This is a genomic window from Aeromicrobium sp. A1-2, assembly GCF_003443875.1.
In the GTDB taxonomy this organism is placed as follows: domain Bacteria; phylum Actinomycetota; class Actinomycetes; order Propionibacteriales; family Nocardioidaceae; genus Aeromicrobium.
The window spans coordinates 154,280-174,415 of the sequence record NZ_CP027482.1; the positions used below are offsets into that span (position 1 = coordinate 154,280).

Genomic DNA, 20,136 nt, shown 5'->3' on the forward strand with positions numbered 1-20,136 from the left:
CCCGAGATCCCAGTGTAAGCGGACTCACGAGGTTGCTGTGACACCCAGACAGGCCATCGCAGATCGAATATCACTGACCGCGGTGATCGTCATGCTGCTCGTGAACCCGTCAAGACCCTCTGAGCCCGCGGGCACCACAGCGCGACGAAAACCGATCCGCTCGGCCTCGCGGAGCCGGGCGGCGAGATTGCTGACCTTGCGGACCTCGCCGGCCAGGCCCACCTCCCCGATCGCGACCAGATCGGCCGGCACCGCGGCCTCGCGCTCGGCCGATGCCGTGGCGATTGCCACGGCCAGGTCGACAGACGGTTCGACGAGCCGGGCGCCACCGACCGTGGCGGTGTAGACGTCGAGCTGTCCGAGATTGATCTTGCAGTGCTTGGTGAGGACCGCGAGGATCATCGCAACCCTGGACGAGTCGAGGCCGCTGGACGTGCGGCGAGGAGAGGGAGTCGATGATGCCACGGTCAGCGCCTGGACCTCGGCAAGCAGGGGCCGGCGGCCCTCCATCGTCACCGTGACGCAGGTGCCGGGGACGGGTTGCTCGTGGCGGGAGACGAACAGACCGGTCGGGTCGGGCACCTCGACGATGCCATCGTCGACGAGATCGAAGCAGCCGATCTCGTCGACCGGGCCGAACCGGTTCTTGACCGCCCGGAGCAGCCGCAGGCGTGAGCTGCGATCGCCCTCGAACTGCAGGACGACGTCGACTAGGTGTTCCAGGACACGAGGGCCGGCGACCGAGCCGTCCTTGGTCACGTGCCCGACCAGCAGGGTCGCGATGTTGTCGCGCTTGGCGCGTTGGATGACCGCGGACGCGACCTCGCGGACTTGCGTGACGCCGCCCGGTACACCGTCTACGTCGGCCGATCCGATGGTCTGGACCGAGTCGACGATCAGGAGCCCCGGCTTGACGGTCTCGACATGGGTCAGCACGGCACCGAGGTCGGTCTCGGCGGCGAGGTAGAGATTGTCGTCGACTGCCCCTGTGCGCTCGGCACGCAGCCGGACCTGGGCGGCGGACTCCTCACCCGAGACGTAGAGCGTGCGGCGCCCGGCCCTGGCCCAGCGGGCGGCCACCTCGAGCAGCAGGGTCGACTTGCCGACTCCGGGCTCGCCAGCAAGCAGCAGCACTGCGCCGGGCACGACACCACCGCCCAGGACCCGGTCGAGCTCGCCGATGCCTGAGGTCGTGGAGCGCGCGGACTCGATGCGGACCTGGCTGATCGGCACGGCCGGCGTGACGACAGCGGCAGCCTGGGTGCGACCCGTCCGCACCGGCGCGGCCACGTCGACCGTGCCCCAGGCCTGGCACTCGCCGCATCGACCGACCCACTTGCTGGTCGTCCACCCGCAATCCGCGCAGACATAGCCGGGGCGGACGGTCTTGGTGGTCGCCATGTCGCCAGCCTAGGGGAGCCGTCTGACAGTCCAGGTCAGGCAAGCAGGAACGGCAGCATTCCCGGCACGACGACCTCGGGGCCGGCGTCGTGGCGGGCGCCGACCAAGTGCTCAAGACGGCCGTCGGGCAGCGCGGCGACGAGCTGGTCGGCGGCATCGAGCATGAACTCGAGATCGGCACCGCCCACGAGCACGAGGGTCGGGACGGAGACCCGGCTGGCGAGGTCGCGCGGCACGACCCCTCCGATCGCGTCCCCCATCGCCGCGGAGTCGTACGCCAGGGACGACCCCACTGCCTCCATCGCCGGCCATCCCGGTCCGTTGCGCATTCCGGTGATCGCCTGTTCCGGCAGCCCGACCTTCTGCATGAATGCTGCGACGGCATCGCCCGGACGATCGTCCGCGAGGGTCTCGTGCAGGTGGACGTGCCAGTCACGCGCCGCCTGCTCCATGCTCGGAGTGCTGTAGGGCGCGTCGTGCATCACGAGTCGGGTGACACCGATTTCGGCGGCGGTGGCGTGCAGGGCAAGCGCGGCACCTGAAGAATGCCCGTAGAGCGCTGCTGACCCGCCCGCTGCGGCGACAAGCGCTTCGACGTCCTCGACCTCGCGTTCGACGGCGTACGGCGGGGGCGCCGCCATGTCGTCGCTGTCACCGCGACCCCGACGGTCGACGGCGAAGACCGTGAAATGCGCAGACAGCGTCTCGGCCAGCGAGGCGAGGATGCCGCGCGTGCAGGTGGCGCCCGGCAGCAGGATCAGCGCCGGGCCGGAGCCGATCCGGTCGTACGCGATCGCGGTGCCGTCCGCTGAGGTCGCCATCTCCATACGATCGACTGTAGGCCGACCTGACGGTGCCGACCAGTCAGATGCGGATGTCGCCCGCGGGTGTGGAGAACTGGGCGGCGATGATGCCGGGTGTCCCGTGGGGTGCGACCCAACGGACCTCGATGTCGTCGAGGGCCTCGACTGCGGGCTCGCCCAGGTAGTCGGCGAGCCGCTTGGGGTCGCCGGCGATCTCCAACGCGGTCAGCGTGATCTCGGAGGGGGCGCCCTGCGAGGGGTGCTCCTTGGCGTCGATGTCCCAGTTGATCACGAAGGGCAGCTGGGGATCGGCCTTCATCCCGCTCGTGCCGATCTGACGCCACTCGAGGTTGAAGCCGTCAGGACGGCGACGGTTGCCCGGGACGGCGTGCCGGCCCATGCGGTGCTCGACCTCGCTCATGTCGTCGACTGACACGCACCAGCCGAGCCAGCCACCGCCAGCGTCCGACCGCTGGCGCACGGCCTGCCCGAAGGCGGCCTTGTCGGCGGCAGGGTGGTCCAGCACCTCCACGACCTCGAGGTACTGGGCGTTCTTGAGCGGAAGGATCATGTTGCGGGTGCCGAACCGTGGGTGGGCACCGCCATCGATGAACTTGGCGTCGAGCAGCCGGCCGAGCTCTGCAGTCGTGCCAGCAAGGCCGTCTGGGCCGACGGCGAAGGAGACGTGGTCGAGGTGCATACCGCATTGTTGCCTGCGTCACGATTCGACCGGGGCAGGGGGGTCAGCGGTGAGGGTCGGCCACGTGTGGTGTATTGGCGCCGCCGACCTCGTGATCCCTGCAATGGCGGGCCAGCTCGGCATATCCGGCCTCGCCCATGAGCTCAGTCAGCTCGTCGCGGTTGGAGACGTAGACCGGCTCCGTGCCGACGTGTGCCTCGGTGTTGGACGAGCAGTACCAGTCGAGGTCGGCGCCGCCGGGACCCCAGCCCGCTCGGGTGTACTCGCCGATCTGTGTCTCGGTGTACGTCGTGCCGTCGCCACGGTCGACCTCGCGGAACTGTCGGCGCAGCGGCAGCTGCCAGCACACGTCGGGCTTGGTGGTGTGTGGCTTGACGTCCTGCTCGAGGGCGAAGCCGTGCAAGGCGCAGCCGTAGCCGCCCTCGAAGCCGCGTGAGTTGTGGAAGATGCACGCGCCCTGGAACGCCCGGGTCTTGAGGTCGCCCTCGTCGTCCTTCTCGGTCCAGCCGCCGCGGTGGCCCTCGTCATGGCGCTCCCAGTGGGCAGGGGTCAGCTTCTCCATGACCGCCTCGACCCGCTTGGCGTCGTCGTCGTCGGCGAAGTGGGCCCCGAGGGTGCAGCAACCGGCTTCGGGGCTCGATTCGTAGATGCCCGGGCAACCCTCGCCGAAGATGCAGGTCCACCGGGACGTGAGCCAGGTCAGGTCGCAGCGGAAGACCTCGGCAGGGTCTGCGGGATTGGCGAACTCCACGAACGAACGGGGGAATCCGAGCTCGACTTCAGGCACCGGGTGAGTCTAGACGGCGTTGCCGAGCGTTCCGGCAGATCCGGCGGTGCGAGAATGTGCGCATGCGCATGGGCGTCCTCGACATCGGATCCAACACCGGTCATCTATTGGTGGTGGACGCCTTTCGTGGTGGCCCGCCCGTGCCGGCCTACTCCTACAAGGAACCGCTGCGGCTCGCCGAGCACCTCGATGCGGACCAGGCGGTCACCCCGGAGGGTGTGTCCAGGCTGGTGAAGTACGTCGTGGATGCGCGAGGGGCGGCCGAGGACAAGGGCTGCACCACGATCCTCGCGTTCGCGACCTCAGCCGTACGAGATGCGGTCAACGCCGACGACGTCATCGCCGAGGTCAACCAGGCCAGTGGGCTGGACCTGCAGGTCCTGTCGGGCGCGGACGAGGCCCGCGTGACCTTCTTGGCAGTGCGCCGGTGGTTCGGTTGGTCCGCAGGCCGGCTCGGTGTCTTCGACATCGGTGGTGGCTCCCTGGAGATCGCCGCTGGCGCCGACGAGGTTCCCGACGTGGCCCAGTCGATGGCCCTCGGCGCCGGACGGCTCACCCGAGAGTGGTTCGAGGCGGATCGCACTCAGGCCGAGGTCCGCCTGCACGTGCGCTCGACGATCGCGGACGAGGCGGGCGCGGTCCTGCGTGGAGGAGCATTCCATCGGGCGGTCGCGACCAGCAAGACATTCCGCTCCCTGGCCCGAATCTGCGGAGCCCCCTCCTCCAACGAGGGTCAGTACGTCCGACGGATCCTGCGCAAGCAGGACCTCGCCGCGCTGGTCAAGGAGCTCGCGACGATGTCGACGGACGCCATCGCCCAGCTCCCGGGTGTCTCGCCGGACCGGGCACACCAGATCCGCGCGGGCGCCATCGTGGCCGAGGCGACGATGGACCTGTTCGACCTGACCGAGCTGGAGATCTGTCCCTGGGCCATGCGCGAGGGCGTCCTGCTGGAGTATCTGGACGGTCTCTAGAGGGTCCGGACTAGCCTAGAGGACGTGTCCCGTCCCCTTCGCGTCTCGATGTCGACGTCCTCGGTCTATCCGGGGTCGACCGCGAGCGGGTTCGAGCTCGCCGCCCGGCTCGGCTACGACGGTGTCGAGGTGATGGTCGGTATCGACGACGTCAGCGCCGACATCACCGCGATCAAGGCGCTGAGCGCATTCCACGAGATCCCGGTGGTCTCGATCCATGCGCCGTGCCTGCTGGTGACGCAACGTGTCTGGGGCAGCGACCCGTGGGGAAAGTTGCACCGCAGCGCCGATATGGCGCACGAGGTCGGTGCCTCCGTCATCGTCGTGCACCCACCATTTCGCTGGCAGCGTGACTACGCGCGGGGGTTCGTCGAGGGCATCGCCGACCTCGAAGCGCAGCACGGCATCACGTACGCCGTCGAGAACATGTACCCCTGGCGCACCGGCAAGCGGGAGTTTCAGGCGTACGCGCCGGGCTGGGACCCGCTCGAGCAGGACTACGCCCACGTCACGGTCGACCTGTCGCACAGCTCGACCGCGGGGGAGGATCCCGTGCAGATGGCCAAGGCGCTGGGCGACCGGCTCGCGCACGTCCACATCGCCGACGGTTCGGGCTCGGCCAAGGACGAGCACCTGATCCCGGGTCGGGGGACGCAGCCGTGCGCAGAGTTCCTGTCCCACGTGGCGGCGTCGGACTTCGACGGCGAGATCGTGGTCGAGATCAATACCCGCAAGGCCAGGGACCAGGGTGATCGCGAGGCCGACCTGATGGAGGCGCTGGCGTTCACACGCCTCCACGCGGTGGTCTGAGCACGAGTTCTCCCGGCTGATCGAAGCACCGCACGGCGTCGTTGGCGGGACCTCGATCGATCGCCCCAGCAGGTTTGCGCCGGGCTGCTGGCTCTCGGAGGGGCCCTGTTCGTGGCCGAGAAGGTGTTCGGCGACCGGGACCGTCCCCGGGACCGTCCCCGGGAGCGGGAGCGGAAGCGGGAGCCAGGCACGCCGGCACTCGGCAGCGGACCGGCCTGACGGAACAGCCGCTGACAGATCTGGACGCCCTGCCTCGACGCACTACGATTCGGGCATGATCACCGTCGACCAGCTCGTCACGTTCGGGCTCGCAGCGTTCATCCTGATCGCGATTCCGGGTCCCAGCGTGGTGTTCGTGATCGGTCGAGCGCTTTCGTACGGGCGTGGAGTCGCCCTGTTCACGGTGCTGGGCAATTCCCTCGGCCTGCTGATGATCGTGCTGCTCGTGGCGCTCGGGCTCGGGGTCGTGGTGCAGGAGTCGATCCTTGTGTTCACGATCCTCAAGTTCGCGGGGGCTGCGTATCTGGTGTGGCTCGGCGTCCAGGCGATCCGCCATCGTAAGGCGTTCAGCGTGAGTGACTCAGGGATCGGCGCGGTCGCCCCGCTGGGCTGGTCTGTCGTCGTGCGGCAGGGCTTTGTCGTCGGTGTCTCCAACCCCAAGGGCTTCATGATCTTCGGGGCCGTGCTGCCGCAGTTCATCGTCCGAGACAGCGGTCACGTGCAGACCCAGATGCTGCTGCTCGGACTCATCGCGGTCGCGATCGGCGTGCTGTCGGACAGTCTTTGGGCGGTCATCGCGAGCCAGCTGCGCTCCTGGTTCAACGGCTCACCGAGGCGCGGCGAGGCGCTCGGCGCGGGGGGCGGGACGTCGATGATCGGGCTCGGCGTCGGGCTGGCGGTCACCGGCAACCACCACTGACGCCGTCACGCGGGCTTGGTGCGGGCGAGGCGACCGGCGATCACGGCGCCCGTGATGATCTGCATCTGGTGGTAGAGCATCAGCGGCAGGACGATCAGCGCGACGTCGCCCCCGGCGAACAGGACCGAGGCGATCGGCAGACCGCTCGCGAGGCTCTTGTTGGAGCCGCAGAACAGGATCGGTATCCGGTCGGCGCGGGCGAAGCCGAGAGCCCGACCGATCAGCACGGTCCAGCCCATCGCGATACCGAGCAGCATCGCGCACACCGCCGCGACCGCGAGCACCGACCAGATCGTCAGCGATGACCAGACATCGGCCTCGGCACCCTCGCTGAAAGCGACGAACACGACGAGCACGATGCTGCTGCGGTCATACAGCCGGAGCCGAATGTCGTGCCGGGCGACGACGTCGCCGATCAGCGGGCGGAGGAGTTGCCCGAGCACGAACGGGGCAAACAGCTGCAGCACGATGCGGAGCACCGCGCCGGCGTCGACCCGGGCGTCGGAGGTCATCAGCAGGGCCACGAGCGCCGGAGTCAGGAAGACTCCGATCAGGTTCGACATCGAGGCGCTGACCACGGCGCCGGCGACGTTGCCGCCGGCGATCCGGGTGTAGACGACGCACGACTGGACGGTCGACGGCACCAGGCATAGCAGCAGCACTCCGGCGGCCAGCCCCGGTGTCAGGAAGCCGGGCTCGAGCAGCTGTGCACCCAGTCCCAGCACCGGAAACACCACGAAGGTCGTGCCGAGCACCACCGCGTGAAGGCGCCAGTGCCGGATCCCGGCGAGGGTCTCTCCGGTCGACAGTCGGGCGCCGTACAGGAAGAACAGCAGTCCGATCGCGACCATGGATGCCAGCTTGAGCGCGTCGAGGCCGTTCCCCGTGGCGGGCACGAACGAAGCGACCACCGCCGCGACCAGCAGCGCGATGATGAACGGATCGGGTCGCAGGCGCACCCCCCGACTCTAGGTCGTGGCGATCTAGACTCGGCGGCATGACTCAACGGATCGCAATCCTCGGTGCCGGTGTGATGGGCGAGACCCTCCTGGCGGCCATCCTCAGTGCAGGTCACACGACCGCGGACGTGGTGATCTCGGAGAAGCGCGAAGAGCGCGCCACGGAGCTCCGTGACACGTACGGCGTGGCAGTGACCGGAAACGCCGACGCCGTGCGGGATGCCGATGTGGTCCTGCTGGTCGTCAAGCCGCAGGACGTGCCGGCGCTGCTCGCCGAGATCGCCGACGCGGTACGTCCTGGCGCGACGGTCGTGTCGCTGGCCGCCGGGGTCCGCATCGACACCATGACCGCGGCACTGCCTGCCGGTGTCGCGGTGATCCGCGCGATGCCCAACACGCCCGCTCTGGTGGGGGAGGGCATGTTCGGCATCTCGCCGGGACCGGGCGCCAGTGACGATCAGGTTGCCGCAGTCGTGGCACTGCTGGAGTCCGGCGGCCGGGTCGTCGTGGTCGACGAGTCGCAGCAGGACGCTGTCACCGCGGTGTCGGGATCCGGACCGGCGTACGTCTTCTACCTGGCCGAGGCGATGATCGCCGGCGGGATCGCCCAAGGCCTCGATGCGACCACCGCGCGCCTGCTGGTGCAACAGACCCTGGTGGGGTCGGCCAAGCTGCTGGCCGAATCCGACGAGACGGCCGAGGAGCTCAGGCGGCGGGTGACGTCCCCGAACGGCACGACGCACGCCGCGATCGAGACCTTTGACGAGCTCGGGGTGAACGATGCTGTGATCGCCGGTGTCGCCGCAGCGGCAGCCCGATCGATCGAGCTCTCCGGCCCGGCATAGGCTCGAGTCATGACCGACCGCGCCTGCGTCGTCTTCGACGAGCACCTGACCGAGTACAACTTCGGTCACTCGCACCCCATGGCGCCGGTCCGCATCGAGCTCACGATGGGCCTCGCTCGGGAGCTGGGCATCGTCGACGGCCTCGACGTCGTGGGTGCGTCGGCGGCGACCGACGATGAGCTCAACTTGATCCACACGGCCAACTACATCGAGCGCGTGCGCAAGCTCAGCGACCACCCGACCCACGCGGACTCGACGATCGGACTGGGCACCGAGGACAACCCGGTGTTCGCCCACATGCACGAGGCCAGCGCCCTGATCGCCGGTGCGAGCGTCGAGGCGGCCAGACGAGTGTGGACCGGCGCAGCACCGCGGGCGGTCAACATCAGCGGCGGACTGCACCACGCGATGCCGGGCAATGCCAGCGGCTTCTGCATCTACAACGACGTCGCCCTCGCGATCCGCTGGCTCCTGGACAACGGTGCGCAGCGGGTCGCCTACGTCGACGTGGACGCGCACCACGGTGACGGCGTGCAGAAGATGTTCTGGAATGATCCGCGGGTCCTCACGATCTCGATCCACGAGGGACCGCAGACGCTGTTCCCCGGCACGGGCTTCTCGAGCGAGACCGGCGGCGAGGGCGCCGAGGGCTCCGCGGTCAACATGCCGTTGCCTCCGGGCACCTCCGACGCGGGCTGGCTGCGGGCGTTCCACGCGATCGTGCCGCCGCTCGTGCGGGAGTTCAAACCCGACATCCTGGTGACGCAGCACGGCTGCGACTCCCACATGGACGATCCGCTGACCAACCTGATGCTCAGCGTCGACGGTCAGCGGGCGTCCTACCTCGCGCTGCGGGATCTCGCCACCGAGGTGTGCGACGGCAAGTGGGTGGCGACCGGCGGCGGGGGCTATGCCGTGATGGACGTCGTCCCGCGGGCGTGGGCCCACCTGCTCGCGATCATCGCCGGGGCGCCGCTTGATCCGTCGTCGCTCACCCCCGAGAGGTGGCGCGCCCACATCGAGCAGCTGCAGGGATTGCCCGGTCCGCAGCGCATGACCGACGGTCGGACCACCGCCTACCGTGGGTGGGAGCAGGGCTATGACCCGGACAGCTGGCTCGACCGTTCGATCCAAGCCACCCGGGTCGCGGCGTTCCCGCTGAACGGGCTTGATCCACAGCCGTGATGGCCGTCATCGACGTATGAGACGGCCGGGCCGAGAGATTTTCCGTATCTACTGTCCCTGAAGCCTCAGGAGGCACTAGTCTCGACCAAGGCACGCGCGCTGTTTCTCCGGTGGGGAAGCCGGAGAGCGCGCGTGCCCCTCAGGAAGCAGGTGGTGTCGATGGCATCCGGACCAACGTTCTTGACCGTCGCAGAAGTGGCGGGTCAGATGCGGGTGTCGAAGATGACGGTCTACCGGCTCGTGCATTCCGGCGAGCTCGAGGCTGTCCGAGTGGGACGATCGTTCAGGGTGCCCGCGCACGCCGTCGAGGAGTTCCTCGGCAAGTCCTACTTCCAGGCCGGCTGACCGAGGTCATCGTCGACGCTCGCCCCCCCGGTCTCGCTTCTGGTCGGCGAGAAGTCGGCCCTGTGCTGACGTGTACGCTGGTCACAGCCAAGACCGGGGATCGAGGCCGCGCCAAGCGGACCACGTCGATCGTCGATCAGGCCACCAGTCTCAGCATGCACCTGCCACGCTCGCGTGGACAACAAGAATTGAGTAGTGACCTGTGGGTTCAGTCATCAAGAAGCGGCGCAAGCGGATGTCGAAGAAGAAGCACCGCAAGATGCTCAAGCGCACTCGAGTGCAGCGTCGTCGTCTCGGCAAGTAGCAGCACATGAGCCGGTCTGTCCTCGTCACCGGTGTCGCCGGGTCGTTCGCGTCTTTGTTTGCGCGTCGACTTGCCGATCTCGGCGAGGAGGCCGGCATCAGCAAGGTCGTCGGCATCGACACGGTGTTGCCAGCGGGTGACATCGGCCGGGTCAAATTCGTCCGGGCCGACATCCGCACGCCCGTCGTCGGCAAGGTCATCGCGGTCGAGGACGTCGACACCGTCGTGCACCTCGACCTGCACCCTCCGTCGCGTGGCCGGACCACGGGCGGCAAGGAGCTCAACGTCATCGGCACGATGCAGCTGTTGGCCGCGTGCCAGCGTGCGGCGACGGTCAAGAAGTTCGTCCTGGGCTCGTCGAGCGCCGTCTACGGGGCCTCGCCCCGCGACCCGGCCATGTTCACCGAATCAAGCCTGGCCCGGGGCGGAGTGCGGAGCGGCTTCCCCAAGGACGTCGTCGAGGTCGAGTCGTACGTCCGGGGGTTCGCGCGGCGCCGTCCTGAGGTCATCATCACGATCCTGCGGGCTGCCCAGATCCTCAGCACCGAGATCACGACGCCGCTCGGCACCTATTTCACCAGCCCGGTGCTGCCTGCCGCGATGGGTTTCGACCCGCGCCTGCAGTTCACCAACCTCGAGGATGCCGTCGAGGTCCTGCGACTGGCGATCCTCAACGATCGCCCGGGTACGTTCAACATCGCCGGCGAAGGTGTCGTGCTGCTGAGTCAGGCCGCGCGCCGGCTCGGCCGTCCGATCATTCCCTTGCCGCCGCTGGGGTACGCCACGGCCGCGCGCCGGGTGCTGCGCGCCGCAGGTTCGGACATCACGCCGGACCTGCACCGCCTGCTGACGTACGGCCGGGTGCTGGACACCGCTGCTCTCCGCGACATCTTCGGCTACGACGTGCGGCACTCCTCGTTGGACACCTTCGAGGAGTTTCGCCGGTCGGTCCGGCCCGGAGTCATGGCAGTGATGGGGGGACGATCATGACCGACGAGCGCAAGAGCATCGGTTCGGGCGGCAAGGCGGGACGGGGCAACCGGGAGACATCGCCGTCGGCGGCAGCGCGCTCGCTGGCCGGCGGGTCCGCGGTCAGGAAGCCAGTGGTCAAGGCCAAGCCGGCAGCCCAGCCCGATCCCGCACCGGTTAAGAAGACCACCGCCAAGAAGGCTGTGCCGACCAGCAAGACCGCACCGGCCAAGAAGGCCGCGGCGAAGAAGGCGACAGGCCCCGCACGCAGCGCTCCGGAAAAGCCCCGTCTTCGCGCCGTCACGGACGAGGACGCCGCAGCGGCTGCCGCGGCCGCCGCCGAGGAGGCTGCCAGTCGCACCCGCACGGCCGGTGCCGCGCCGTTGTCCGCCGGGATCCCGATCGACGAGATCCTCGTGGCCGTCGTGCAGGCCGCGCAGCGGATCCTCGGCACCGACTGGGAGTCGCGCATTGCGACCCTGCTCGCCACGATCCGCAAGCGGATGAACGGTGACTACGAGGTTGACGAGTTCGGCTTCGACCCGCAGATCACCGAGGTCCTGATCGCCGCGGTTGAGCCGCTGGCCGAGAAGTGGTTCCGGCTCGAGGTCCGCGGCATCGAGAACATCCCGGCCGAGGGCGGGGCGCTGCTGGTTGCCAATCACTCCGGGACGGTCCCGCTCGACGGCATGATCACGGGCTATGCGGTCAAGAAGTACGCGGGACGCAATCTGCGGCCCCTGGGGGCCGACCTGGTGTTCTCGTTGCCGTTCGTGGGCCAGGTGGCCCGCAAGGTCGGCGCGACCCTGGCTTGTACCGAGGACGCCGAGCGGCTGCTTGCGACCGGCGAGCTCGCCGGCGTGTGGCCGGAGGGCTTCAAGGGCATCGGCAAGCCGTTCGCCGAGCGCTACAAGCTGCAGCGCTTCGGTCGAGGTGGATTCGTGTCGTCCGCGATGCGTGCCCAGGTGCCGATCGTGCCGGTGTCGATCGTCGGCGCCGAGGAGATCTACCCGCTGGTCGGCAACGTTCCGTCACTGGCTCGTTTGCTGGGCCTGCCGTACCTGCCGATCACGCCGTTCTTCCCGCTGCTCGGGCCGCTGGGCCTGATCCCGTTGCCGAGCAAGTGGATCATCGAGTTCGGCGAGCCGATCCGCACCGATGCCTACGACCCCGAGTCCGCCGACGACCCGATGCTGCTGTTCAACGTCACGGACCAGGTGCGCGAGACGATCCAGCAGACGCTGTACGGCCTTTTGGTGGACCGGGGCAACGCGTTCTTCTGAGTACCGACCACGCGACGCGAGGGAGTGTCTTCGAGCGCTCGCGACGCGCGAACGTGCCATGCGGGACGGTAGTCGGACCAGTGACCCGAATCGCTCGGCGGCGCAGCCTCAGGTGATCACCGGGCCGAGCGGGGCAAAGCCGCTCGAGCTACTTTCCGCCGCCAAGCAGACCGTTGAGCAGGCCGGGCACGAGCCCCTCCTGGTCGTCGTCGCCGAGCAACGCGCCGACGACCGGATCCGTGATGTCGGCGAGCGACGGGGGCTTGGTCGGCAACGGCGAAGCGAGGATCGGCTTCGGGGTGGGCGTAGAGGTCGGCGTGGAGCCCGTGCCGGCCTTCGTGCCGTTGGCCGCAGAGTCCGAGGGGGTCGACTTGTCGGTGCTGTCGCTCGCCGAGCCGCTGGTGCCCTTGGCGAGGCCCGACACGGCCGCGACGAGCTGCTGCACATCGCTGCTCGTGCAGGCGGAACACAGCGAGGATGCTTGGGTGGCCAGGTTGCTGATCGCGGCGGTGGCGGCGTCGAACGAGTCGTCGGCTCCGGTCGGGAGCACCGTGGACAGGGTCGACAGGTCGGCGGTCGCCTTGGCGGCGAAGTCGTTGACCGTCCGGATCGACTTCTCGTCGCCGCTGTCGGTGAAGTCGCTGAACAGTGAGGTGGAGCCCGACTCGGCCTGCGAGGAGAAGTCGTCGAGAGCCTTGGCGACCCGTTCGTCGGTGCTGCTGTCAGCGCTCAGCTTCTGCGCCTCGGCGAGACGTTCGGAGGCCTGCGCGAGCTGGAACGAGCCGCGTGACTCGTCGCTGCGGTGCAGGGCGAGCTCGACGGACTCGACGCTCCGCTTGACCGGGTAGAGCATCTCGCCGGGCACGGCCGACGCGCTGGAGGCAACCAGGCCGACGACGCCGGCGGAGGCGACGAGGGTCGCGGTGAGTGCGGCGACCCGACGTCGGACGGGGTGGCCCTCGCGGGCCGGCGTGGTCGCGGTGCGTGAAGCGGGCGGTGTCGCGACCAGGACCGTCTCGGCCTCGGTCATGAGCTGCTGGCGGAGGGCATCGCGGAAGTGCGGCGACGGCTCGATCGCGGCAGACGCGCACAGCTGCTCGGCGAATCGCACCAGATCGGCGATGTGCTCGTCGCGGGGCGCGCGACCACTCCAGGCCTCGTCGAAGGACTGGGCGTCGTCGTTGTCGCGACGGCCGATCATGGCATGTTCCTCACTGCAGTGGATGTTACGGAGATACCAACGATTCCTGTGCGCGGGAGGTTACGGTGAAATGACAGGACAAATGTTTCGCGAACAGTCATCGTGCGTCCTCCGGCATCGTCTTGGCGAGGCTCCGGACGGCACGCAGCTGGAGCTGCTTGATGGCACCTTCGCTCCGCCCGAGCGAAGCCGCGGTCTGGGCGATCGACATGCCCTGGATGAACCGCATCAGGATGCAGTCGCGCTGCTCGTTGGGTAGCGAGTTGACTGCCTCGAACAACATCTCGTTGGAGATCAGCGCCAGGACTTCTTCCTCAGGGCTGGCGACGGTGACCTTGCCCTCGGGGATCGTCTCGGACACGATCTCGAGCCTGGCGCGGCTGGACTTGAAGTGATCGGCGACGAGATTGCGCGCAATCGTGGTCAACCAGGCGCCGAAATCCTTGCCCTGCCAGTTGAAACGCTGGATCGCGCGGAGCCCCCGAACGAACGTCTCGCTGGTCAGGTCCTCGGCGAGCTGCTGCGATCCGACCCGATAGTAGACAAACCGAAAGACCCCGGTGACGTAGTGGTCGTACAGCTGGCCGAACGCCTCGCCGTCGCCTTCCTTGGCGAGGTCGACGAGTGCGCGCAGACGAGTCGCCTCGGGGTCGTGCTCGTCGCGCGGGCTGGGGCTGTTGCCGCTGGACGGTGCGTAGGCCGGGGAGTCCGCGACGGCCAGGGCGATGAGCAGCGATCGGTTGTCAGGGGTCGCAAGGGCCAGCGACAGCGCGACGCGCAACGCAGATGTGGCACTCCTCACAGGCCCTCCCTGATCACCGGAAGCCTAACCTGCGCGGTGGCCTGTGTCAGTGCCTTTGTTTTTTTCTGTGACGGAGCGCACGCCACGTCCCAGCGGCCGCGACTGCCGCCACGGCGCCCTTTCCGCCGACCAGGGCGACCTTGCGCCCGGTGCGATAGTCGCGGATCCGCCAGCCGCTGGACTTGGCATGGGCGCGGAGAGCCGAGTCGGGATTGACTGCACAGGGATGGCCCACGAGGGACAGCATCGGCAGGTCGTTGCTGGAGTCGGAGTAGGCGTAGCAGTCCGCCAGGGTCAGGCCCTCACGCTCAGCGATCTCCTTGATCGCCGTGGCCTTGCCCTCGCCGTGCATCATCTCGCCGACGAGCTCGCCGGTGTAGACGCCGTCGACATGCGCCGAGACGGTGCCAAGGGCGCCGGTCAGACCGAGCCGACGTGCGATGACGCTCGCGATCTCGACGGGCGCGGCGGTGACCAGCCAGACTCGCTGACCGCGATCGAGGTGCCATTGAGCGATCGCCCGGGTGCCGGGCCAGATCTTGTGCGCCATGTTCTCGTCGAAGATCTCCTCACCGATCTCCTCGAGCTCGCGGACCTGGTGCCCGGCGATGAAGGCGAGCGCCGAGGATCGCGCCTTGGCGATGTGCTCGGGGTCCTCGACGCCGGCGACCCGGAAGTACATCTGCTGCCACGTGGCCTTGAGGATGTCGCGGGTCGTGAAGAACTTGCGACGATGCAGTCCACGAGCCAGGTGGAAGATCGAGGCGCCTTGCATGATCGTGTTGTCGACGTCGAAGAACGCTGCGCCGGTCAGGTCGGGCTGCGTCGTGAGAGCGGTCTCCATCTCCGAGGCCGAGGCAGAGGCCTGGCCGGGAAGGACCGATCGCGACTGCAGATTGCGCGGTTGATCGGGTCGTGCGTCCCGGGGCATGTAACCGAGACTAACGCCCTCGGTGCGCCGTGGCGTGTGGTTGACTCGGGTCGTGACGGTCAATGTCAGCGACTACCTCCGCGCGGCCGCTTCCCATGATCCGGGCGGCGTCGCCCTGGTCGAGCATCGCACCGCACGCCGAGAGGTCACGTGGCGCGAGTTCGACGAGGCTGCCGACGCCGTGGCGCGCGGGCTGACCGCCCGAGGGCTTGTTGCCGGGCAGCGCGTCGCGATCGTCATGGCGAACCGCATTGACCTGCCGATCGCGTACTTCGGCATCCTGCGCGGCGGGATGGTCGCGGTGCCGATCAACCCGCGATCCACGACACGGGAGATCGGTCGCATGCTGGCGGACTCGCTGGCCCGGGTTGTGCTTTGCGACGAGGCCGGCGTGACCCAGGTGCGGGAAGCCGTGACGGACGAACACCAGATCAGCGTGATAGTCGACGGAGCGGATCCGGGACCGGGGGAGTCTGGTTTCGAAGCCTTCCTCGCGGACGCGACCGGTGCGGCGCCGGCGGCACCAGCTGATGCCGAGGCGCTCGCCGTCGTCCTCTACACGTCCGGCACGAGCGGCAAGCCGCGCGGCGCCATGCTGACCCACCGTGCGCTGATCGCCAACATCGAGCAGGTCGCCCGGCTCGATCCTCCCGCCATGACGTCGGACGACGTGTGTCTCGGGCTGCTGCCGATGTTCCACATCTATGGGCTCAACTGCGTGCTGGGCCAGGCCGTGCGGCAGGGCGCCCGCGTGGTCCTGGTCGACGGTTTCGACCCCGGCGGCCTGCTGGACCAGATCGTCGCCGAGGGCATCACCAACATCCCCCTGGCCCCGCCGGTTGTGGCGGCCTGGGCGGGCCGCGACGACCTGCGGGACAAGCTCGCGCTCGTCACCACGATCCTGTCTGGCGCCTCCGCGCTGGATCCCGAGCTCGCCGAGACCTTCCTGGCATCGTCGGGCAAGTACATCGAGCAGGGCTACGGACTGACCGAGACCGCCCCGGTCATCGCCACGACGTTCGGCTCCCCCCGCGATGCGAGCACCTCGCCCAAGTCGGGTTCGGTCGGTCGTGCGCTCCCGGGCATCGACGTGCGAATCGTCGAGGCCAATGGCGAGGACTCGCGCGCCGGCGACCCCGCCGAGATCTGGGTCAGGGGCGACAATCTCTTCTCCGGGTACTGGCCCGATGGGGTCGACGGCCCCCGCGACGACGGCTGGTACCCCACGGGAGACATCGGACTGCTCGACGAGGACGGCGACCTCACCCTCGTCGACCGGCTGCGTGAGCTCGTCATCGTCTCGGGATTCAACGTCTATCCCTTCGAGGTCGAGGACGTCATCGCCGAGGTCCCGGGGGTTGCGCAGGTCGCGGTCGTCGGGCTGCCCGACGAGGAGACCGGGGAAGCGGTCGTGGCCTTCGTCGTGCCCGACCGGCCAGGCGCCGACGAGAGCGTCTTGCTGGAGTCCGTCGAGGCGCACTGCCGCACGCGTCTCGCCCGGTTCAAGCAGCCGCGACGCATCGTCGTGGTCCACGGGTTGCCGCACTCGGCCACCGGCAAGGTCGCGAAGGGCCGTCTGCGCGCCCTCGCCCGCAGCGAGACGCTGGGTCTCGACGCATCGTGATCCGGCACGCTGAGGATGCCCGGGTCGTCGTCTACTCCCGGCCTGGATGCCACTTGTGCGAGGTTGCCGAGTCGCTGGTCGACGAGATCTGCGTCGAGACGGGTGACTCGTGGGTGGGAGTCGACATCACGACCGACGAAGACCTGACCTCGAGGTTCACCGAGCAGGTGCCGGTGACGTTCGTCGATGGGGCGCAGCACGACTTCTGGCGGGTCGACCCCGTACGCCTGCGAGCAGCGCTGGCCCGCGCTCCACGAGTGTGACGTGGGCCACGACGCAATGTCTCGATTTTGTTAACGCGTTCACAAACTCTTAAACTGGCGTTGCGTCGCACGCCAGTCCCGACAGGGATAATCCCCGGTCGTGCAGCGCAGGAGCACTGTGACCTTACTTCGCACCCCCCATGCGGACGGAACCGCCCGTGGCATCCCTGATGCAACGGTCGCCCGGCTGCCGCTCTACCTGCGCGCGCTCAATGCGCTGACCGAGCAGGGCGTCGGGACGTGCTCGTCCAATGACCTCGCCGAGAGCGCCGGCGTCAACCCGGCCAAGCTCCGCAAGGACCTGTCGCACCTCGGCTCGTACGGCACCCGCGGCGTCGGCTACGACGTCGAGTACCTGCGCTACCAGATCGCGCGCGAGATCGGCCAGACCCAGGACTGGGACGTCGTCATCGTCGGCGTCGGCAATCTCGGGTCGGCGCTCTCGGCGTACCAGGGGTTCAGCACCCGCGGCATCCGGGTGGCTGCCCTGGTCGACTCGGATCCGCAGCGCATCGGCACGACCATCTCGGGCATCACGGTCTCCTCCCTGGACGATCTCGCTGCGGTCGTGCGTGAGCGGGCCATCTCGATCGGCATCATCGCGACACCGGGCGAGGCCGCCCAGCACGTCGCGGACCACCTCGTCGCTGCCGGCATCACCAGCATCCTGAACTTCGCACCCGCCCTGGTGCAGGTTCCCGACGGCGTCGACGTGCGCAAGGTCGATCTGTCGATCGAGCTGCAGATCCTCGCCTACCACGAGCAGCGCAAGGCCGGCGCGCAGACGAGGGGTACCGCATGAGCGTCCTGGTCGTGGGCATGTCCCACAAGTCGGCGCCGATCGACGTGCTCGAGCGCGTCTCGCTCGACACCGATGCATCGGTCAAGTTGTCCCACCTCGTGCTCGAGACGCCGTTCGTCACCGAGTCGGTTGTCATCTCGACGTGCAACCGGGTCGAGATCTACGTCGAGGCCGAGCGCTTCCACGGTGCGGTCGAAGAGGTGTCCCGGCTGCTCGCCGAGCACTCCGGTCTGGAGCGTGAGGACTTCGTCCGTCACGTCTACGTGCACTTCGACGAGGCCGCCGTCGCGCACCTGTTCGGCGTTGCCTCCGGCATGGACTCGATGATCCTCGGTGAGAGCCAGATCCTCGGCCAGGTCCGCGATGCGCTGCACGGCGCGCAGGCCGAGTCGACCGTCGGGTCTGCGCTCAACGCGCTGTTCCAGCAGGCCCTGCGGATCGGCAAGCGGGGACACGCCGAGACCGGCATCGACCTGCTCGCACCGTCGATCGTCACGGCCGGGCTCGATGCCGCCGGTCCAGTCGTCGATGCCGAGGACTCGCGATTCCTGGTCGCGGGCGCCGGCACGATGGCCAGCCTCGCGGTGCGCACCCTGATCGGTCGCGGCGTCGCACCCCACCGCATCATGGTCGCCAACCGGACGTTCCAGCGTGCGTACGCGCTGGTCGCCACCTTCGGCGTCAGCGCCGTGCGCTGGGAGGCCATGGACGTAGAGCTGGCCGCCGCCGACGTCCTGATCAGCTGCACGGGCGCCACGGGCGTCGTGTTCGACCGCGATCGCATCGCCGCTGCGTCAGCCGGCCGGCCGATGGCCCTGATCGACCTCGCCCTGCCTCGGGACGTCCACCCCGAGGTGCGCGAGCTGGATGGTGTCGACCTGATCGACCTGGTCGTGCTTGCCCGGCTCGGGGAGAACACCGAGCTCGCCGCCGATATCGCCCAGGTCCGCTCGATCGTGGAGGACGAGGTCCGTACCTTCCTGGCCGCCAAGGCCGCTTCGCACATCACGCCGACCGTCGTCGCCCTGCGCACGATGGCGACCGACGTCGTCGCGGCCGAGCTCGCCCGCATCGAGACCCGGCTCCCGGACCTGACCAAGGACGAGCTCGCCAGCGTGCGCAAGGCCTTGCATCGCGTCGCCGAGAAGCTCATCCATGCGCCGACGGTCCGGGTGCAGCAACTCATCGACGGTCCCGCGGGCCTGACGTACGCGGATGCCCTGGCCGATCTGTTCGCACTGGACCAGTCCGCGGTCGACGCCGTGACGCGAGTCAAGGGGGAGTCGTCGTGAAGGCGCTTCGCCTGGGCACCCGTGCCTCCGCCCTGGCGACGACCCAGTCGGGCCTGATCGCCGACCGGCTCCGCGCGACCGGCGTCGAGGTCGAGCTTGTCACGATCTCGACCGAGGGCGACCGCAACCAGCAGCCGCTGGTCGAGTTCGGTGGACAGGGCGTCTTCGTGGCCGCGCTGCGTGAGGCGCTGGTCCGCGGCGAGGTCGACCTCGCGGTCCATTCACTCAAGGACCTGCCGACGACTCCGGACCCGCGCCTTGCGCTGGCCGCGATCCCGGCGCGTGAGGACCCGCGCGACGCGCTGGTCGCACGCGACGGTCTGACCCTGGGCGAGCTGCCGCAGGGCGCGCGCGTCGGCACCGGCTCGCCGCGCCGCGAGGCGCAGCTCAACGCGCTGGGACTGGGCGTCGAGGTCGTGCCGATCCGCGGCAACGTCGGCACCCGCATCGGCAAGGTCACCTCCGGCGAGTACGACGCCGTCCTGCTGGCCCGTGCCGGTCTGCTGCGGCTGGGCCGCGCTGACGAGGCGACCGAGGTCATCGATCCCCTCCAGATGCTTCCCGCCCCCGGGCAGGGAGCGCTTGCCTGCGAATGTCGCGCCGACGACATCGCCACGATTCAACTTCTCAGTGGGCTCGACGACAGCGACACCCGTGCTGCCGTCACCGCTGAGCGCAGCCTCCTCGCCACCCTCGAGGCCGGTTGCAGTGCACCTGTCGGGGCCCTCGCCGAAGTCGCCGAAGGCGACGACGGTGACGAGCTCTGGCTCCGTGCCGTGGTCGGAAGCACATCCGGCTCGCCCACCATCCGACTGTCCGCGACCGGCTTGCCATCCGAAGCCGCCGCGGTCGGGGAGCGTCTCGCTGCCGAGATGCTCGCCGAAGGCGCAGGCGCCCTCGTGGCCGTCGTCACCTCATAACCCCAGGCAGATCGAGA

At 68.8% G+C, this 20,136-nt stretch carries 22 protein-coding genes; 14 read left to right on the top strand and 8 right to left on the bottom strand.

The annotated features are described in order from the left end of the window. Window positions 1-24: 24 nt before the first annotated feature. From radA to C6I20_RS00730, 4 genes are read right to left on the bottom strand one after another with little or no spacing between them, the layout of a single operon-like run. Window positions 25-1,401, bottom strand: coding sequence for a DNA repair protein RadA (gene radA / locus C6I20_RS00715; RefSeq protein ID WP_118394208.1), 1,377 nt, complete (start codon window positions 1,399-1,401; stop codon window positions 25-27). Window positions 1,402-1,436: 35 nt separating this feature from the next. Continuing rightward, window positions 1,437-2,222, bottom strand: coding sequence for an alpha/beta fold hydrolase (locus tag C6I20_RS00720; RefSeq protein ID WP_162891049.1), 786 nt, complete (start codon window positions 2,220-2,222; stop codon window positions 1,437-1,439). A 43-nt stretch (window positions 2,223-2,265) separates the two neighbouring features. Beyond that, on the bottom strand, window positions 2,266-2,904 hold the full coding sequence (locus C6I20_RS00725) for a VOC family protein (protein WP_118394210.1): 639 nt from the start codon (window positions 2,902-2,904) through the stop codon (window positions 2,266-2,268). Window positions 2,905-2,947: 43 nt separating this feature from the next. Next, a complete protein-coding gene (locus C6I20_RS00730; protein ID WP_118394211.1) occupies window positions 2,948-3,691 on the bottom strand; it encodes a hypothetical protein in 744 nt (247 codons plus the stop codon). A 62-nt stretch (window positions 3,692-3,753) separates the two neighbouring features. On the opposite strand from C6I20_RS00730, the gene C6I20_RS00735 reads away from it, so the two are divergent. The 3 genes from C6I20_RS00735 to C6I20_RS00745 all read left to right on the top strand — a co-directional run bounded on the left by C6I20_RS00735 (window position 3,754) and on the right by C6I20_RS00745 (window position 6,394). Further along, a complete protein-coding gene (locus C6I20_RS00735; RefSeq protein ID WP_118394212.1) occupies window positions 3,754-4,665 on the top strand; it encodes a Ppx/GppA phosphatase family protein in 912 nt (303 codons plus the stop codon). Between the two features lie 24 nt (window positions 4,666-4,689). Beyond that, entirely contained in the window at window positions 4,690-5,475 is a 786-nt protein-coding gene (locus C6I20_RS00740) for a sugar phosphate isomerase/epimerase (RefSeq protein ID WP_254052197.1), read from the top strand. A 274-nt stretch (window positions 5,476-5,749) separates the two neighbouring features. Beyond that, entirely contained in the window at window positions 5,750-6,394 is a 645-nt protein-coding gene (locus C6I20_RS00745) for a LysE family translocator (protein ID WP_118394214.1), read from the top strand. Between the two features lie 5 nt (window positions 6,395-6,399). Here the strand turns inward: C6I20_RS00745 and C6I20_RS00750 are convergent, their stop codons facing one another. Next, complete coding sequence (locus tag C6I20_RS00750; protein ID WP_118394215.1) at window positions 6,400-7,353, bottom strand: bile acid:sodium symporter family protein; 954 nt, start codon at window positions 7,351-7,353, stop codon at window positions 6,400-6,402. Between the two features lie 38 nt (window positions 7,354-7,391). Here C6I20_RS00750 and proC point away from each other — a divergent pair, with 38 nt between their 5' ends. The 6 genes from proC (at window position 7,392) to C6I20_RS00780 (ending at window position 12,284) form a co-directional block, all read left to right on the top strand. Further along, complete coding sequence (proC, locus tag C6I20_RS00755; RefSeq protein ID WP_118394216.1) at window positions 7,392-8,198, top strand: pyrroline-5-carboxylate reductase; 807 nt, start codon at window positions 7,392-7,394, stop codon at window positions 8,196-8,198. A gap of 9 nt (window positions 8,199-8,207) precedes the next feature. Next, window positions 8,208-9,383 carry an acetoin utilization protein AcuC gene (locus tag C6I20_RS00760; RefSeq protein ID WP_118394217.1) on the top strand — a complete coding sequence of 392 codons (1,176 nt, stop codon included), beginning with the start codon at window positions 8,208-8,210 and terminating at the stop codon, window positions 9,381-9,383. A 159-nt stretch (window positions 9,384-9,542) separates the two neighbouring features. After that, the gene (locus C6I20_RS00765) at window positions 9,543-9,728 is read left to right on the top strand and encodes a helix-turn-helix domain-containing protein (protein WP_118398399.1); all 186 of its coding nucleotides are present in this window, start codon (window positions 9,543-9,545) and stop codon (window positions 9,726-9,728) included. 202 nt (window positions 9,729-9,930) lie between these two features. Then, entirely contained in the window at window positions 9,931-10,032 is a 102-nt protein-coding gene (locus tag C6I20_RS00770; RefSeq protein WP_019143756.1) for a 30S ribosomal protein bS22, read from the top strand. Window positions 10,033-10,038: 6 nt separating this feature from the next. Continuing rightward, window positions 10,039-11,022 carry an NAD-dependent epimerase/dehydratase family protein gene (locus C6I20_RS00775; RefSeq protein WP_118394218.1) on the top strand — a complete coding sequence of 328 codons (984 nt, stop codon included), beginning with the start codon at window positions 10,039-10,041 and terminating at the stop codon, window positions 11,020-11,022. Next, window positions 11,019-12,284 carry a lysophospholipid acyltransferase family protein gene (locus C6I20_RS00780; protein WP_174232935.1) on the top strand — a complete coding sequence of 422 codons (1,266 nt, stop codon included), beginning with the start codon at window positions 11,019-11,021 and terminating at the stop codon, window positions 12,282-12,284. Before C6I20_RS00775 ends, C6I20_RS00780 begins: the two co-directional genes overlap by 4 nt. Window positions 12,285-12,432: 148 nt before the next feature. Here the strand turns inward: C6I20_RS00780 and C6I20_RS00785 are convergent, their stop codons facing one another. From C6I20_RS00785 to C6I20_RS00795, 3 genes are all read right to left on the bottom strand, one after another. Continuing rightward, window positions 12,433-13,485, bottom strand: a complete 1,053-nt coding sequence (locus tag C6I20_RS00785) for a DUF5667 domain-containing protein (RefSeq protein WP_118394219.1) — start codon at window positions 13,483-13,485, stop codon at window positions 12,433-12,435. Between the two features lie 97 nt (window positions 13,486-13,582). Then, on the bottom strand, window positions 13,583-14,287 hold the full coding sequence (locus tag C6I20_RS00790; RefSeq protein WP_118394220.1) for a sigma-70 family RNA polymerase sigma factor: 705 nt from the start codon (window positions 14,285-14,287) through the stop codon (window positions 13,583-13,585). A gap of 46 nt (window positions 14,288-14,333) precedes the next feature. Beyond that, window positions 14,334-15,218 carry an HAD family phosphatase gene (locus C6I20_RS00795; RefSeq protein WP_118394221.1) on the bottom strand — a complete coding sequence of 295 codons (885 nt, stop codon included), beginning with the start codon at window positions 15,216-15,218 and terminating at the stop codon, window positions 14,334-14,336. Window positions 15,219-15,270: 52 nt separating this feature from the next. On the opposite strand from C6I20_RS00795, the gene C6I20_RS00800 reads away from it, so the two are divergent. The 5 genes from C6I20_RS00800 to hemC all read left to right on the top strand — a co-directional run bounded on the left by C6I20_RS00800 (window position 15,271) and on the right by hemC (window position 20,119). Continuing rightward, complete coding sequence (locus C6I20_RS00800; protein ID WP_118394222.1) at window positions 15,271-16,842, top strand: class I adenylate-forming enzyme family protein; 1,572 nt, start codon at window positions 15,271-15,273, stop codon at window positions 16,840-16,842. Next, window positions 16,839-17,105: a glutaredoxin family protein gene (locus tag C6I20_RS00805; RefSeq protein WP_371682653.1), complete on the top strand. Its 267-nt coding sequence runs from the start codon at window positions 16,839-16,841 to the stop codon at window positions 17,103-17,105. Before C6I20_RS00800 ends, C6I20_RS00805 begins: the two co-directional genes overlap by 4 nt. A gap of 118 nt (window positions 17,106-17,223) precedes the next feature. Beyond that, on the top strand, window positions 17,224-17,907 hold the full coding sequence (locus C6I20_RS00810) for a redox-sensing transcriptional repressor Rex (protein ID WP_118394224.1): 684 nt from the start codon (window positions 17,224-17,226) through the stop codon (window positions 17,905-17,907). Next, the gene (locus tag C6I20_RS00815; RefSeq protein WP_118394225.1) at window positions 17,904-19,199 is read left to right on the top strand and encodes a glutamyl-tRNA reductase; all 1,296 of its coding nucleotides are present in this window, start codon (window positions 17,904-17,906) and stop codon (window positions 19,197-19,199) included. The genes C6I20_RS00810 and C6I20_RS00815 overlap by 4 nt, the downstream gene beginning before the upstream one ends. After that, window positions 19,196-20,119 (top strand): hydroxymethylbilane synthase, encoded by a 924-nt coding sequence (gene hemC, locus C6I20_RS00820; protein WP_118394226.1) that lies wholly within the window; start codon window positions 19,196-19,198, stop codon window positions 20,117-20,119. Before C6I20_RS00815 ends, hemC begins: the two co-directional genes overlap by 4 nt. Window positions 20,120-20,136: the final 17 nt, after the last annotated feature.